Source organism: Umezawaea beigongshangensis (genome assembly GCF_016464305.1).
GTDB lineage: Bacteria > Actinomycetota > Actinomycetes > Mycobacteriales > Pseudonocardiaceae > Umezawaea_A > Umezawaea_A beigongshangensis.
The window spans coordinates 435367-448530 of sequence record NZ_JAEIOJ010000002.1; the positions used below are offsets into that span (position 1 = coordinate 435367).

At 73.2% G+C, this 13164-nt stretch carries 12 protein-coding genes; 1 reads left to right on the top strand and 11 read right to left on the bottom strand.

What is annotated here, in order from left to right:
- Positions 1 to 24: 24 nt before the first annotated feature.
- The 10 genes from IMZ35_RS06560 to IMZ35_RS06605 all read right to left on the bottom strand — a co-directional run bounded on the left by IMZ35_RS06560 (position 25) and on the right by IMZ35_RS06605 (position 10693).
- On the bottom strand, positions 25 to 867 hold the full coding sequence (locus IMZ35_RS06560) for a carbohydrate ABC transporter permease (RefSeq protein WP_307867813.1): 843 nt from the start codon (positions 865 to 867) through the stop codon (positions 25 to 27).
- Positions 864 to 1865, bottom strand: a complete 1002-nt coding sequence (locus IMZ35_RS06565) for a carbohydrate ABC transporter permease (RefSeq protein ID WP_199440008.1) — start codon at positions 1863 to 1865, stop codon at positions 864 to 866. Before IMZ35_RS06565 ends, IMZ35_RS06560 begins: the two co-directional genes overlap by 4 nt.
- Entirely contained in the window at positions 1862 to 3181 is a 1320-nt protein-coding gene (locus IMZ35_RS06570) for an ABC transporter substrate-binding protein (RefSeq protein WP_307867814.1), read from the bottom strand. The genes IMZ35_RS06565 and IMZ35_RS06570 overlap by 4 nt, the downstream gene beginning before the upstream one ends.
- A gap of 106 nt (positions 3182 to 3287) precedes the next feature.
- Positions 3288 to 4316, bottom strand: a complete 1029-nt coding sequence (locus IMZ35_RS06575) for a LacI family DNA-binding transcriptional regulator (RefSeq protein WP_199440009.1) — start codon at positions 4314 to 4316, stop codon at positions 3288 to 3290.
- A 157-nt stretch (positions 4317 to 4473) separates the two neighbouring features.
- Positions 4474 to 5541, bottom strand: coding sequence for an MCE family protein (locus IMZ35_RS06580; RefSeq protein WP_199440010.1), 1068 nt, complete (start codon positions 5539 to 5541; stop codon positions 4474 to 4476).
- Positions 5541 to 6506, bottom strand: a complete 966-nt coding sequence (locus tag IMZ35_RS06585; protein WP_199440011.1) for an MCE family protein — start codon at positions 6504 to 6506, stop codon at positions 5541 to 5543. The genes IMZ35_RS06580 and IMZ35_RS06585 overlap by 1 nt, the downstream gene beginning before the upstream one ends.
- Positions 6506 to 7501, bottom strand: a complete 996-nt coding sequence (locus IMZ35_RS06590) for an MCE family protein (RefSeq protein ID WP_307867815.1) — start codon at positions 7499 to 7501, stop codon at positions 6506 to 6508. Before IMZ35_RS06590 ends, IMZ35_RS06585 begins: the two co-directional genes overlap by 1 nt.
- Positions 7498 to 8481: an MCE family protein gene (locus IMZ35_RS06595; protein WP_229370834.1), complete on the bottom strand. Its 984-nt coding sequence runs from the start codon at positions 8479 to 8481 to the stop codon at positions 7498 to 7500. The genes IMZ35_RS06590 and IMZ35_RS06595 overlap by 4 nt, the downstream gene beginning before the upstream one ends.
- Positions 8478 to 9491: an MCE family protein gene (locus tag IMZ35_RS06600; RefSeq protein ID WP_199440333.1), complete on the bottom strand. Its 1014-nt coding sequence runs from the start codon at positions 9489 to 9491 to the stop codon at positions 8478 to 8480. Before IMZ35_RS06600 ends, IMZ35_RS06595 begins: the two co-directional genes overlap by 4 nt.
- Positions 9488 to 10693 (bottom strand): MCE family protein, encoded by a 1206-nt coding sequence (locus IMZ35_RS06605; RefSeq protein WP_199440013.1) that lies wholly within the window; start codon positions 10691 to 10693, stop codon positions 9488 to 9490. The genes IMZ35_RS06600 and IMZ35_RS06605 overlap by 4 nt, the downstream gene beginning before the upstream one ends.
- Before the next feature lie 391 nt (positions 10694 to 11084).
- Between IMZ35_RS06605 and IMZ35_RS06610 the strand changes: the two genes are divergently transcribed.
- Positions 11085 to 12389, top strand: coding sequence for a PucR family transcriptional regulator (locus tag IMZ35_RS06610; protein WP_199440014.1), 1305 nt, complete (start codon positions 11085 to 11087; stop codon positions 12387 to 12389).
- On the opposite strand, the gene IMZ35_RS06615 is transcribed toward IMZ35_RS06610, so the two are convergent.
- On the bottom strand, positions 12373 to 13002 hold the full coding sequence (locus IMZ35_RS06615; RefSeq protein WP_199440015.1) for a hypothetical protein: 630 nt from the start codon (positions 13000 to 13002) through the stop codon (positions 12373 to 12375). The genes IMZ35_RS06610 and IMZ35_RS06615 overlap by 17 nt on opposite strands.
- Positions 13003 to 13164 lie beyond the last annotated feature (162 nt).

Here is a 13164-nt window from a genome sequence, read left to right on the forward strand (position 1 = left end):
TCGCGGGGTGGGAGGTGAGTCGGACTAGGACTTGACCGCGCCCGCGGTCAGTCCCTGCACCAGCGCCCTCTGCAGCAGCAGGAAGCCGAGCACGACGGGGACGCTGACGACCAGCGACGCCGCCATGACCTGGTTCCAGTAGACGTTGGACTGGGTCGCGTACCCGCGCAGGCCGACGGCGAGCGTCCTGGTCCGGTCGTCGGTGAGCACGGAGGCGAACAGCACCTCGCCCCACGCCGTCATGAACCCGTAGATCGCCACCGCGGCCACGCCGGGCAGCGCGGTCGGCAGCACCACCCGGAACAGCGCGCCGAGCGGGCCGGTGCCGTCGACCAGCGCCGCCTCGTCCAGCTCGCGCGGGATCGAGTCGAAGTAGCCGACGAGCAGCCAGACGGAGAACGGCAGGGCGAAGGTCAGGTAGGTGACGACGAGGCCGGTCCTGGTGGCGAACAGCTCCGTGCCGAGCGTCCGGTCGACGGTGACGTAGATCAGGAACAGCGGCAGCAGGAACAGGATGCCGGGGAACATCTGGGTGGACAGCACCGTCGTGAGGAAGCCGCTCCGGCCGCGGAAGCGGTAGCGGCTGATCGCGTAGGCGGCCAGGACCGCCAGCACCAGCGAGCAGGCCGTCGCGGCGAGCGCCACGACGGCGCTGTTGAGGAAGTACCGGCCCAGCGGAACGGTCTTCCACATCTGGGAGAACGGCTCCAGCGTGAGCGCCGACGGCAGCCACGTGAACGGCCCCTGCACGTCGCGCAGGGGTGCGACCGAGGACACGGCCATCACGTACAGCGGTGCGCAGACGAACAGCGTCAGCACGACGAGCACGCCACCGCGCGCCCACCTGGTCCACAGAGGACTTCTCACTCGTCTCGCCTCCACCGCAGGAATCCCGTGTACGCCAGGCTGACCGCGAGCAGGAACAGCACCAGCAGCACCGACATCGCGGAACCGAGGCCGAAGTTCCACGTCTGGAACGAGGAGTTGTAGACGTGCAGCGAGATCACCTCGGCCTCGGCGGGCGCGGCCTGCCCGAACAGGGTGAACGGTGTGGTGAAGTCGTTGAAGCTCCACAGGAACAGCACGAGCACCAGCACGGCGTTGACCGGCCGCAGCATCGGCAGGGTCACCATCCGCAGGCGCCACCACGGTCCGGCGCCGTCGACGTTCGCCGCCTCGTACAGCTCGGCCGGGATGCTCTGCATCCCCGCGGTGAGGGTGAGGAACGCGAACGGCCAGGTGCGCCACACGCTGACCACGACGAGGCTGGCGAAGCTGTTCTCCCCCACCAGCCAGAACGGCCGTTCGCCGGTGAGTCCCAGCACGTCCACGACGAGCGAGTTCACCAGCCCGGTGTCGCGCTGGAGCATGAAGTTCCAGGTGATGACCGAGGCGAAGGCCGGCAGCGCGAACGGCACGAGGAACAGCGTGCGCAGCAGTCCCCTGCCGGGGAACGGCGGGTGCAGCGCCACCGCGGCGGCGAGGCCGATCACCCAGCACAGGCCGACGACGAGCGCGCTGTAGAGGGCCGTGGTGCCGAAGGAGCGCAGCAGGTCGGCGCCGACGGGCGAGGACAGGTCGATCACGACGGCGTAGTTGCCGAACCCGACGAACGGCGCGGCCGACCAGTCGCGCAGGGAGAACTGGTCGAGCTGGAGCAGGCTGGTGAACACGCCCACGAGCACGGGCACCACGTGCACGAGCAGTTCGACCAGCAGCGCGGGCAGCAGGATCAGGTGGGGGAACCAGGTCCGGGGGACGCGCCGCCGCGGCGCCCGCTCCCCCGCCGCGGACGGCGGGAGCGGCCCGGTCGGAGCCGCTCCCGCCTGCCCACCACCCCGGCGCGACGGGGTGGTGGTGCTCATCCCCCCGCCCTCATCCGCTGGTCGGCGGCCGCGAGCGCGTCCTCGACGACCTGCTCGTCGACGGTCTCGCCGCTGGCCGCGTCGGCGAGGACGTCCTTGACCGCGGTGCCGACCAGGGTCTCGAACTGCGCCTCCGCCGGGACCATCGGCATCGTCTCGGCCGACTCGGCGAGCACCTGCTGGAAGACGTCGATCAGCGGCCCCCGGAACCTCGGGTCGTCGTACGCCTCGCGGACCACCGGCAGCGAGCCCCAGGTGCCGTTGAGGATCTTCTGCTCCTCGGTGCTGGTCAGGAAGTCCACGAACTCCAGCGCGCCCTCGGTGTCGTCGCTGTTGGCGAACACCCCGACGTTGATCCCGGCGACGTGGCTGCTGATCTTCTTCCCGCCCGGCGGCAGCGGGTCGAGCACCGGGATCGGGGCCACCCCGTAGGCGTCGTCGGCCATGCCGTTCGACCTGATGGCGGCGGTGGCGTAGTTCTGAATCATGATCATGGCCGTCCTGCCGGCCGCGAAGTCCTTGACGACCTGGGTGTCGTTGACGTACTCGGCGTCGCTGGGGTTGACGACCCGGTGGGTGCTCAGCAGGTCGACGTACTGGCTCACGCCGTCGACCATCTGCGGCGAGTCGAGCCGCGGCTCGTCGCCCTCGAACGGCCGAGCGCCGTTCTGACGGCCGAAGATGAACGCGAAGTGGGCGTTCTCGGTGTAGCTGGCGCCCATGATGCCGAGGCCCCACTGCCGCTTCTCCGGCACGGTGAGCTTCTTCGCCGCGTCGACGAACTCCGCCCACGTCCTCGGCGCCTGCGCGATGCCCGCCTCGGCGAACAGCCTCTTGTTGTAGAACAGGCCGTAGGCCAGTCCGTACAGCGGCACGGCCACCGGCGGCCGCCCCTCGGCGCCGGTCGACGTGAGGGTGCTCGCCAGGAACCTGTCCTCACCGCCCACCCGGCCGATCGTCTGCTCGTCGAAGGGCAGGAACGCGCCCGTGGCCTGGAGGGAGGCCGACCAGGTGTTGCCGATGTTGACGACGTCGGGCCCCTCGCCGCTGGCGGTGGCCGCGAGGACGCGGTTCTGCAGGTCCGTCCAGGGGATGACCTCCAGCTCGACGGAGATGCCGGTCCGCTGCTCGAACTTCTCCAGCTCCGGCGTCAGCACCTGCCTGTCGTGGTCGAGGCTGGTGCCCTGGTTGCTGGCCCAGTAGGTGAGCGCGGCGCCCGCCGCACCGCTGTCCTCCGAGCCGCCGCACCCGGCGAGCCCGAGCGCGACGGCCACGCCCGCGGCCGTCCACGCCGCCACACCCCTTCGTGGTCCCACGGTCGCTCCTCACATCGCTGTGCCCGAGTCCCGAGTCACGGCGATGCAATCAATGAACCGGTTAAGTGTCAAGCGGCGGTCGGCTCGACAATGGTGGTGAATCGGTTCAGCGACTCCGCGGTGCCGGCCCCGTGCTGGCCCGCGTCACGAGCACCGGATCGCCCGTGCGCACGTCGCGCGGCTCCCCACCGGCGACGAGGTCGAGCAGCAGCGACACCGCCGCCGCGCCGCGCTCGGCGATGGGCCTGCGCACGGCGCTCAGCGCCGGTCGCACGAGCTGGCACAGCGCCGAGTCGTCCCAGGCCACGAGGGACAGGTCGCGCGGCACGGACAGCCCCAGCTCGTCGGCCACGCCCAGCGCGGCCACCGCCATCACGTCGTTGTCGAACAGCAGCGCGGTCGGCGGGGTCGCGGTGGCGAGCAGCCTGCGGGTCAGCCGCGCGGCGGCGGCGTCGCTGTAGTCGGCGTGCACGACCCGCGCCCCGGTCAGCCCGAGCCGGTTCGCGGCCTCGGTGAACGCCCCGGAGCGCACCCCGGTGTGCACGAACTCCCGCGGGCCGGCGATGCGCACGACCCGGCGGTGCCCCAGCGCCGCCAGGTACTCCAGCACCTCGTCGATCGCCACGCGGTCGTCCGTCCAGACGCACGGCAGGTGCCCCTCGGCCCCGGGTTCGCCCAGCGCGACGGCGGGCAGGCCGATCTCCCGGACCAGCGGCACGCGCCGGTCGGCCACCCGCAGGTCGACGAGCAGCACGCCGTCGACGCGGCGCTCGGCCCACCACCGCCGGTGGGTGGCCATCTCCACGTCCTGGTCGTCGGACACCTGGAGCAGCAGACCGGTCGTGCCGCCGTCGAGCGCGTCCTGCACCCCGGAGATGAGCTGCATGAAGTACGGCTCCACGCCGAGCACCCGCGCGGGCCGGTCGACCACGAGCCCGATCGCGTCGGCGCGGCCGTCGGACAGGGCGCGGGCGGCGCTGCTGGGCGCCCAGCCGAGGCTCCGCGCGAGTTCGACGATGCGTTCCCGCGTCTCCCGCGACACGCCCGGCCGGTCGTTCAGGGCGTAGGACACCGCGCCCTTGGAGACCCCGGCGGCCCTGGCGATGTCGGCGATGGTGGGACGCTTGACCCGCACGGTCACTCCTCAGGCGGCAGTTCTCCGATTCTTCGAACTCCTCGACTGAATCGGTTTTCCGCGAATCACCTTAACGCAGCGATCAGCGCGTCTCGGCACGGTTCCACCGACCCGGTGAGCGTCGCGCCGGACGGGTGGACGCGGTGACCACCGGCGGTCAGGGTGCGGGGGCCGTGCAGCCCGCGGCCTCGTTGAGCGGCTGGCCCGGCCCGACGTCCAGGCCGCCGCGCAGCGGGGTGCCCCCGTACCCCGCGGTGCAGGGCGGCGGGTCGAAGAACGTGAGGCTCAGCCCGAAGTTCGCGCCGTCGGCGCCGAAGGCGGCCGATCCGGCGGTGACGGCGTCCGGCGCGGTCACCAGGATCTGCTCGACCTGACCGCGCCGGGTCACGAGCACGTCGGCGGTCGTGACGAGGTTCGCGAGCAGCGTGCCCAGCGCCGGGCCGGACTCGCGCAGCAGGGCGCCGACCTCTCCCGCCGCGCGCGGCGCGGTTTCGATGATCGAGCGCACGTCGGCGTCGGCGTCGCGCAACCGCGCGGCGACGAGCTCCGCGTCGGCGGCGAAGGACCGCAGCGCCGCCGCGTGGTCCAGCTGGGTCCGCAGCACGGGCCCCGCGTCGGTGATCAGGCGCGTGGTCTGCGGCAGGTGCTCCCGCGCCTGCCGGGTGAACGCGCTCGTGGTGTCCAGCAGCAGCCCCAGGTCCGCTCCCCTGCCGCGCAGCGCCTCGTCCAGCTCGTCGACGACGACGGCCAGCGAGTCGGTGGGCACCGACGAGGCGAACCCGTCGAGGTGGGTGAGCACCTGGTCGACGGGCAGCGGCAGCCGGGTGTCCTCCCGCCGCACGACCGAGCCGTCCACCAGCACGGGGCCGTCCGCCGAACGGGGACGCAGGTCGACGTACTGCTCGCCCACGGCGGAGCGGTTGGCGACGACGGCGAGCACGTCGGCGGGGATCGGCGGGGCGTCCGCGTCGATGACCAGGTCGGCGGTCACGCCGCGCGGGCCGTCCAGCCGCAGCGGGCCGACCCGGCCCACCGCGACGCCGCGGTAGGTGACCTCGGCGTTGCTGAACACCCCGCCCGCGTCGGCCAGTTCGAGGCGCACGACGAGGTCGCCGCCGTCGAAGAACCGGTCGAGCCCGGCGTAGCGCGCTCCGGTGTAGCTCACGCCCAGCAGCGCGACGACGACGAAGGCCGCGATCCTGGCCCTGCTGGCCCCGCTGAGCATCAGCCGCCTCCGGTGCGGGGGTTCAGCGTCACGTGCGTGTTGAGGTAGTCGCCCCGGATGCCGTCGAGGACGGCGTCGGTGAACGGGTAGGTGAACAGCAGCTCCAGCGACCGCGGCAGGTCCTCGCCCGCCGCGGCGAGCTGCTGGAGCACGGGAGCCAGCGCCTCCAGGTCGGCGACGAGGTCGTCCCGGCTGCGCCGCACCACGTCGACCGCCACGTCGGACAGGGTGTCCAGCGAGGTGAGCAGCGCGACGAGGTCGCCGCGCTGCTGCTCCAGCACGCGCAGCCCCGGTTCGAGGTCGTCGAGCACGTGGCCGATCCGGTCGCGCTCGCCGTCGAGCGTCCCGGCGAGCCGGTCGAGTCCGTCGAGCGCCCTGGTGATCTCGTCGCGGTGCCCGTCCAGTCCCGTGCTCAGCACGTCGAGCTGTTCCAGCAGGGAGCGGATCTGCGGCTCCCGGCCTCCGGTGGCGCGGTTCAGCTCGCGCGAGATGTCCCTGATCTGGGCGATGCCGCCGCCGTTGAGGAGCAGCGACAGCGCTCCGAGGACCTCCTCCACCTCCGGGTTGCGGCCGGTGCGGGCCAGCGGGACGCGCGCGCCGTCGGTCAGCGCGCCCTCGCCGTCCTCGGGGGCGAGGAGTTCGACGTACTTCTCGCCGAGGAGGCTCGACTGGCGCAGCCGTGCCAGCGCGTCGGCCGGCAGGGACACCGAGCCGTTGATCAGGACGGTGACCTCGGCGACGCTGCCGTCCTCCGACAGCGCGACGTCCTCGACCCGCCCCACCGGGACGTCGGCGACCTTCACCGCGGCCTGCGGCACCAGGTCGAGCACGTCGTCGAACTCCACCACGACCCGCAGCGGCCGGTCGCCGAGATCGGCCCCGCCGGGCAGCGGCAGGTCGTGCGCGGTGGGCACCGAGCACCCGGACAGCAGGAGCGCCAGCGCGAGCAGCACGGGTGGGCGCATCAGCGGCCTCCGGCGACGAGCGGCAGCGGGAGCACGGCCGGGTTGGAGTACTCGGGCAGGTTCGCCCGCGCGGTGAGGGTGCCGGTGGCCGGGTCGGCGGCGCGCACGAGGCCGTGCAGGGCGAGCGGCACGGTGTCGAGCACCTCGGCCAGCGCGGCGCGCTGGTCGGCGAGGCGTCCCGCGACGGGCGCGAGCCGTTCCACGCCGACGCGCAGGCTCTCCCGGTTGTCGCGGACGAACGCCTCGACGTCGCCGAGCGCGGTGGCGAGCTCGGTCAGCGCGGCCCCGAGGTCCTCGCGCTCGGCGGCGAAGAACTCGGCGACGTCGGCGAGCTGGTCGATCGCCAGCCCCACCTGCTCGTCGTCGCGGGCGAGGGCGGTGGTGAACGTCTGGAGGCCGTCCACGGTGCCGAAGAGGTCGTCACCGGTGTCGGCCAGCGTCCTGGTGGCCTCGGCGAGGTCGTCGACGGTCCGCCCGATCGTCTCGCCGTTGCCGTCGAGGGCGGCGGCGCCGACGTCGAGCAGCCGCGACAGCGAGCCGTCGGCGTTGGCGCCCTCCGGTCCGAGCGCGACCAGCAGTTCGTCGAGGCTCGCGTAGAGCTCGTCGAGCTCCACGGCGCCCGCGGTGCGGCTCACCGGGACGACCGCGCCCGCGGCGATCCGCTCCCCTCCGGTGTAGGCGGGAGCGAGCTGCACGTAGCGGTCGCTGACGACGCTGGGCGCGACGATCACGGCGTTGACGCCGGCCGGGACGTCGACGTCGTCGTCCAGCCGCAGCACGACGCGCACGTCGGCCGGACCCGGCACGACCTTGACCACCTCGCCCACCCGCACGCCGAGCACCCGCACGTCGGAGCCGGGGTGGACGCCGACGACCGAGGTGAAGTGCGCGGTGACGCGGCGGCCGGGGTCGCCCAGCGCCCAGAAGCCCGCGCTGGTGACCACGAGCAGCACGACGAGCGCCACCGACGCCGCCCGCACCCCCCGGCGCGTCACCGGTCGCCCCGCAGCACGGCCGGGTCGCAGTCGCGGCGCTGCGCCGGGGCCGGGACCAGCCCGCAGATCCACGCGTCGACCCAGGGACCGCTGCTCACGACGCCGCTCACGAGCCGGTAGTACGGCGCGGCGAGCCGCAGCCCGCGGTCGAGGTCGTCCTGGTGGCGCTGGAGCACGTCGGCGACCGCGCCGAGCCGGTCCAGCGCGGGCCGCAGCGCGGCGGTGTTCTCCTCGACGAGCCCGGAGAGGTGGGTGGACAGGTCGCGCGTCCCGGCGAGCAGCGCCGCGACGGCCTCGCGGCGGTCGCGGACCTCGGCCAGCAGGAGGTTGCCGTCGGCCAGCAGCGTCTCGAACTGCTCGGCGCGGGCGGCGAGCGCGCCGCTGATCCGGTGGGTGGAACCGAGCAGCGCCGCCAGGCGCTCGTCGCGGGAGGAGATGGTCCGCGACAGGGCGGACAGCCCGGCGAGGGTGGCGCGCACGTTCTCCGGCGAGTTCTGGAAGGTCTGCGACAGCACGTCGAAGCTCGTGGCGAGCTGGGCGGTGTCGATGCGGTCGAGCGTCGTGGACAGCCCCTCGAACGCCTGCACCACGTCGTAGGGCGACCGGGTCCGCTCGGTCGGGATGGCGTCGTCGGGGTCGAGTTCCGCGTCGCCCTCGGACTCCACGGCCAGGTACTTCTGCCCCAGCAGGGTCTTGATGCGGATCTCGGCGCGGCTGCGGTCGCGCAGCCGCACGTCGCGCACCCCGAAGCCCACCTGCACGTGGTCGCCGCGCAGCGCGACGGAACGCACCTCGCCGATCTTCAGGCCCGCGAGGCGCACCTCGTCGCCCTCGCGGAGCCCGGCGGCCTCGCGGAAGTCCGCGGAGTAGGTGGTGCCGCCGGGGAGCGGCAGCGCGTCGGAGAAGAACGCGCCGAGCAGGACCAGGATCAGCACCAGGACGCCGACGGCGCCGGTGACGACGGGATCGCGCCGTCTCATCGCCGGCACCTCTCCTCGGTCAGCGGGATGCCCGCGGGCGGACCTCCTGGTGCGGCGGGCACGTCGGCGGTGGCCGAGCACAGGTAGAAGTTGAGCCAGGACCCGTAGGAGGCGGTGCGGCCGATCGCGTCGAGCTTGACCGGCAGGGTGCGCAGGAAGCTCTCCAGCTCGGGCGAGTCGAGGTTCGCGGCGACGACGCCCAGCGAGGCGATGTCGTCGCGCAGCGGCGCGCGGGCGTCGCCGAGGAGCCCCGCGGTGCTCTCCGTCAGCGCGGCGAGCCCGCCGATCGCCTCGCCGACGGGGCCGCGGTCCCGAGCGAAGCCGGTGGCCAGGCGTTGCAGGGCGTCGATCAGCTCCGACAGCGCGTCACCGCGGGAGTCCACGACGCCGAGCACGGAGTTGAGGTCGTCGACCACCCGGCCGATCACCTCGTCGCGGCTCGCGAGGGTGCTGGTGAGCGACGCGGTGTGCGCCAGCAGGGAGTCGACGGTGCCGCCCTCGCCCTGAAGCACCCGCACGATCTCCAGCGACAGCGCGTTGACGTCGTCGGGGTCGAGCGCTTGGAACAGCGGCTGGAAACCGTGGAACAGGGCCGTCAGGTCCAGCGCCGGGGTGGTGCGCTCCAGCGGGACGAGACCGCCGGGCGGCAGGGCGTCGCGCACGGGCCCGGCGTCCTGCTCCAGCGCGACGTACCGCTGGCCCACGAGGTTGCGGTACTTGACGGTCGCGGTGACCGACGCGGCGAGCCTGCGGTCGCCCTCGACGGAGAAGCCGACGTCGACCACCTCGTCGTCCACCAGCGACAGCGACTCGACCCGGCCGATCCGGACACCGGACATCCGCACGTCGTCGCCCTCGGCCAGCGCGGTCACGTCGGTGAAGCGCGCGGTGTAGACGACGTCGCCCGCGTCGTCCACCCCGGCGAGGGTGGCGGCGAGGAACGCCGTCGCGGCGACGGTGACGACGGCGAACACCGCGAGCTTGACCAGCGGGGCGAGCACTCCTCTCACCACGCCACCACCTCCGTTCCGCGGTAGAGGGGCCCGAGCAGCAGGCCGCTCCAGCTCGGCACCTCCTGCGGGCTCAGGCCGAGGCCGGGCGCGGCGAGCGCGGCGATCAGCCGTCCCTCCTCCGGCGATCCGGCCACCCCGGACGGGGCCGTGCCCCCGCCGCTCGGCGGGGACGGGCAGCGCGGACCGCTCGACGGGGCGACGGGCCCGTCGCCCGGCGCGCGGGCGGGCACGACGGTCAGCGTCACGTGCAGGCCCGGCCGATCGGTGCCCCGGCCCAGCGCGCGGTCGACGCGGGGACGCAGCGCGTCGACGGCGTCGAGCAGGCACGGGTACTCCGGCGCGTACGCGGCGAGCACGTCGAGCACGGGCTGGCTGGCCGCGCTGAGCCGGATCAGGTCGTTCCCGGTGTCGCGCAGGAAGCCGTCGAGGTCGTGCGAGGCCGACGCGACCCCGCGGTGGACGGCGAGCAGGTCGTCGCGGCGCTCGGAGATCGTGGTGCTGGTGACGGCGAGGTCGTCCAGCGCCCGCGCGAGGTCGGGTGCCGCGTCGGCGTGCACACCGGTGACGTCCGCGAAGCGGCTGATGTCCTCGGTCAGCGCGGGCAGGTGCGGGTTCAGCTCGCGCAGCAGCGCGTCGAGTTCCACCAGCGCGTCCCCCAGCGCCTCCCCGCGTCCGCGCAGCGCGTCGGCCACCGACGTGAGCGTCACGGCGAGCTGCTGCGGTCGCACGGCCCGCAGCGTGGGCATCAGGTCGGCGAGCACGCGTTCCAGCTCGATCGCGCCGGACGTGCGGTCCTGGTCGATGACGTCCCCGCTGCGCAGGTGCGCCGACGAGGGCGCGTCCGGGACGACGAGGCTGACGTAGCGCTCGCCGAACAGCGTCTTGGGCAGCAGGCGCGCGGACACGTCGGCCGGGACGTCCGCGACCGCCTCCGGGACGAGCGCGAGGTCCAGCTCCGCGCCGCCGTCGCGGGACCGGACCTCGCTCACCCGGCCCACGACGATCCCCAGCACCTTGACGTCCGAGTCCGTCTGGAGCTGGTTGCCGACGTGGTCGGTGCGCAGGAGCACGTGCACCGAGCGGGTGAACACGCGCTCGTAGACCGCGACGGAGAACGCGAACCCGCCGAGGACCAGGGCGACGAGCAGCAGTCCCAGCGCTCTCCTGCGCAGGACTGCGACGGCGCGGTCTGCGTGCATGCGCGTTCTCCAGGCACGGGGGGAAGGGGTGCTCGACGAGCCGGGGCAACTACCTACTGGCCAGTACGCTACGGCGGGAAGCCATACCCGACAAGGCGCTCGGCGACACTCGGCACGCGCGTGACAAAGATCGGATTCGATTCACTCACCTTCGACGGAGAACTGCGCCGGGAAGCGGCCGAACGGACGTCGCTCGTTGCTCCGAAAAGGAGTGGGACGCGTTTTCCCGGAGATCGTCTCCGTTCGGCCGATCGGGGTGGACGGCCACCGACTCCGGTTGACAGCTTTCATGATCAAAAATACAGTGATCCGAATTGTGAACCGGACCGGAGAGGTCGGCCGCGGAATCGACTTTGTGCGCATCACGACCCGACGGAGGGCGAGCGGGAGCATGAAGCGAAACGGACACCCGCTTCCCGGTCCCGCCGGGGCCGGCGGCGCTCCTCCGGCCCAGCGGACACGGGGCGACCGGCTCCCCGGCGGCCCCGAAGAGGTGTGGGAGCAGCTGCCCGGCGACCTCGCGCCGAAGTTCAGGGCGCGCGCCGCGTCCGTCGCCACCGACGTCCTGCGCGAGATCCAGCGCGCCGTCCCGCAGTACGCCAGACCGCTGGAGGGCGTGTTCGGGCAGGTCGTCGTCGACGGCGTCGAGCAGGCGATCCACCAGTTCATCGACCGCATGGTCGACCCCGGCGCGCGCCAGGACGACCGGGCCGAGTTCTTCCGGCTGCTCGGCAAGCTGGAGGTCGGCGAGGGCCGCAGCCTCGACCGGTTGCAGACGGCGTACCGGATCGGCGCGCGCGTGGCGTGGCGGCGCATCTCCGAGTTCGGCCAGCAGGAGCGCGTCCCGCTGGCCACCATGTGCCTCATCGCGGAGGCGATCTTCGCCTACATCGACGAGCTGTCGCTGCGCTCGATGGAGGGCTACGCCGACGCGCAGGCCAGGGCAGCCGGTGCGGTGCAGCGCAGGCGCAAGAGGCTGCTGGAGCTGATCCTCGCCGAGCCCCCGTACCCGCCGTCTGCCATCGCGGAACTCGCCGAGGCGGCGGACTGGCCACTGCCGGAGAACGTGCAGGTCGTGGCCCTGGAACGCCGCACCGACCAGCACCAGCTGCCCACCCCGACGCTGCACGAGGACGTCCTCGTCGACGTCGAGGGCAGCGATCCGTGCCTGCTGATCACCGACCCCGGCCGTCAGCTCGACACCCTGGAGCAGCGGCTGGGCGGTCGGCGCGCGGCGATCGGCCCTCCCGTGGCGCTGGCCGACGCGCCGAAGTCGCTGCGCTGGGCCCGGCGCGCGCTGACGCTCATCGAGTCCGGCGTCATCGCCGACGCGCCGGTCGTGGCGTGCGCCGACCACCTGTCGACGCTGCTGCTGCTGTCCGACGAGGCGCTGGTGCGCGAACTCGTGAGCCGGGCGCTGGCGCCGCTGGAGGGGCTGACGCCGAAGCAGCAGCAACGGTTGCGCGAGACCATGTCGGCGTGGGTGGACACGCGCGGCAGCGCGCCGGAGGTGGCGTCGAGCCTCGACGTGCACCCGCAGACCGTGCGCTACCGGTTGCGCCAGCTGGAGGAGCTGTTCGGCGAACGGTTGCACGACCCGGACGCGCTGTTCGACATCGCCGTCGCGCTGCGCGCCCTGCGCCTGCTGACCTGCGACGCGGACGGCGAGCCCGACCCGGTCAGACCGTCGACGTGAGCGTCATCTCCAGGTCGTTGCCCGGCCCGGAGACGAGCCCGGTCAGCAGGGGGTCCAGGGGCTCGTCCGCCCCGCAGCCGCCGTAGGCGGGGATCGCGTAGGTGCCGGTCAGCGGGATGCGCGCCAGGTCGAACGGGCCCTCCAGGTCGATCGAGGCCGGTTGCCGCGTGCGGCAGCCCTCCCCGATCCGCAGGTCGACGCCGTCGACGGCGGTGCGCGTCAGGCCGATGTCCAGGTCGACGTGCGCGGTGATCCGCCCGTTCACGATCGTGCCGGTCACCTCGCCCACCGGAGCGAGGACGACGTCGGAGGTCGTCGGCACGAACCCGAAGGCCAGGAACCGGCCGCTGCTGGGCGGGAGGGTGAGCACGCCGCTGATCCGCCCGGTCAGCAGGTCGATCTCGGCCACCATCTCCCCCGGTCCGATCACGAGGTCGGACCCGAGCTTCGCGAGGTGCGACACGCCGTCGACGCGGTAGCGCACGACGACGCCGGGCAGCGGGTCCCGCGCCCCCGCGCCGACGAGCGCCGGCTCCGGTGCGCCCGCAGCGGGAACCGTGCCGACCACGAGTGCCGTCGCGCAGAGCGCGCCGACCGCGGCGGAGATCCTCATGCGCACTCCTCGATCGATGCCGCAACAATGTGAAAATACTTCCACCGAGCGACACCGCACAAGACGCGGCAGACGCTCTTGTCATCCGGATGACAAGTTCTTCCGAACGTTCTGTTGCTGCGGTGAGGTAAATCCGAGAACCGCTGTTCACGTGGTTGCAAC

Excerpts from the sequence above, each read along its gene's own strand:
- IMZ35_RS06565 (WP_199440008.1), bottom strand. The coding sequence starts at position 1,865 with ATGAGCACCACCACCCCGTCGCGCCGGGGTGGTGGGCAGGCGGGAGCG.
- IMZ35_RS06580 (WP_199440010.1), bottom strand. The coding sequence starts at position 5,541 with ATGCTCAGCGGGGCCAGCAGGGCCAGGATCGCGGCCTTCGTCGTCGTC.
- IMZ35_RS06585 (WP_199440011.1), bottom strand. The coding sequence starts at position 6,506 with ATGCGCCCACCCGTGCTGCTCGCGCTGGCGCTCCTGCTGTCCGGGTGC.
- IMZ35_RS06595 (WP_229370834.1), bottom strand. The coding sequence starts at position 8,481 with ATGAGACGGCGCGATCCCGTCGTCACCGGCGCCGTCGGCGTCCTGGTG.
- IMZ35_RS06605 (WP_199440013.1), bottom strand. The coding sequence starts at position 10,693 with ATGCACGCAGACCGCGCCGTCGCAGTCCTGCGCAGGAGAGCGCTGGGA.
- IMZ35_RS06610 (WP_199440014.1), top strand. The coding sequence starts at position 11,085 with ATGAAGCGAAACGGACACCCGCTTCCCGGTCCCGCCGGGGCCGGCGGC.
- IMZ35_RS06615 (WP_199440015.1), bottom strand. The coding sequence starts at position 13,002 with ATGAGGATCTCCGCCGCGGTCGGCGCGCTCTGCGCGACGGCACTCGTG.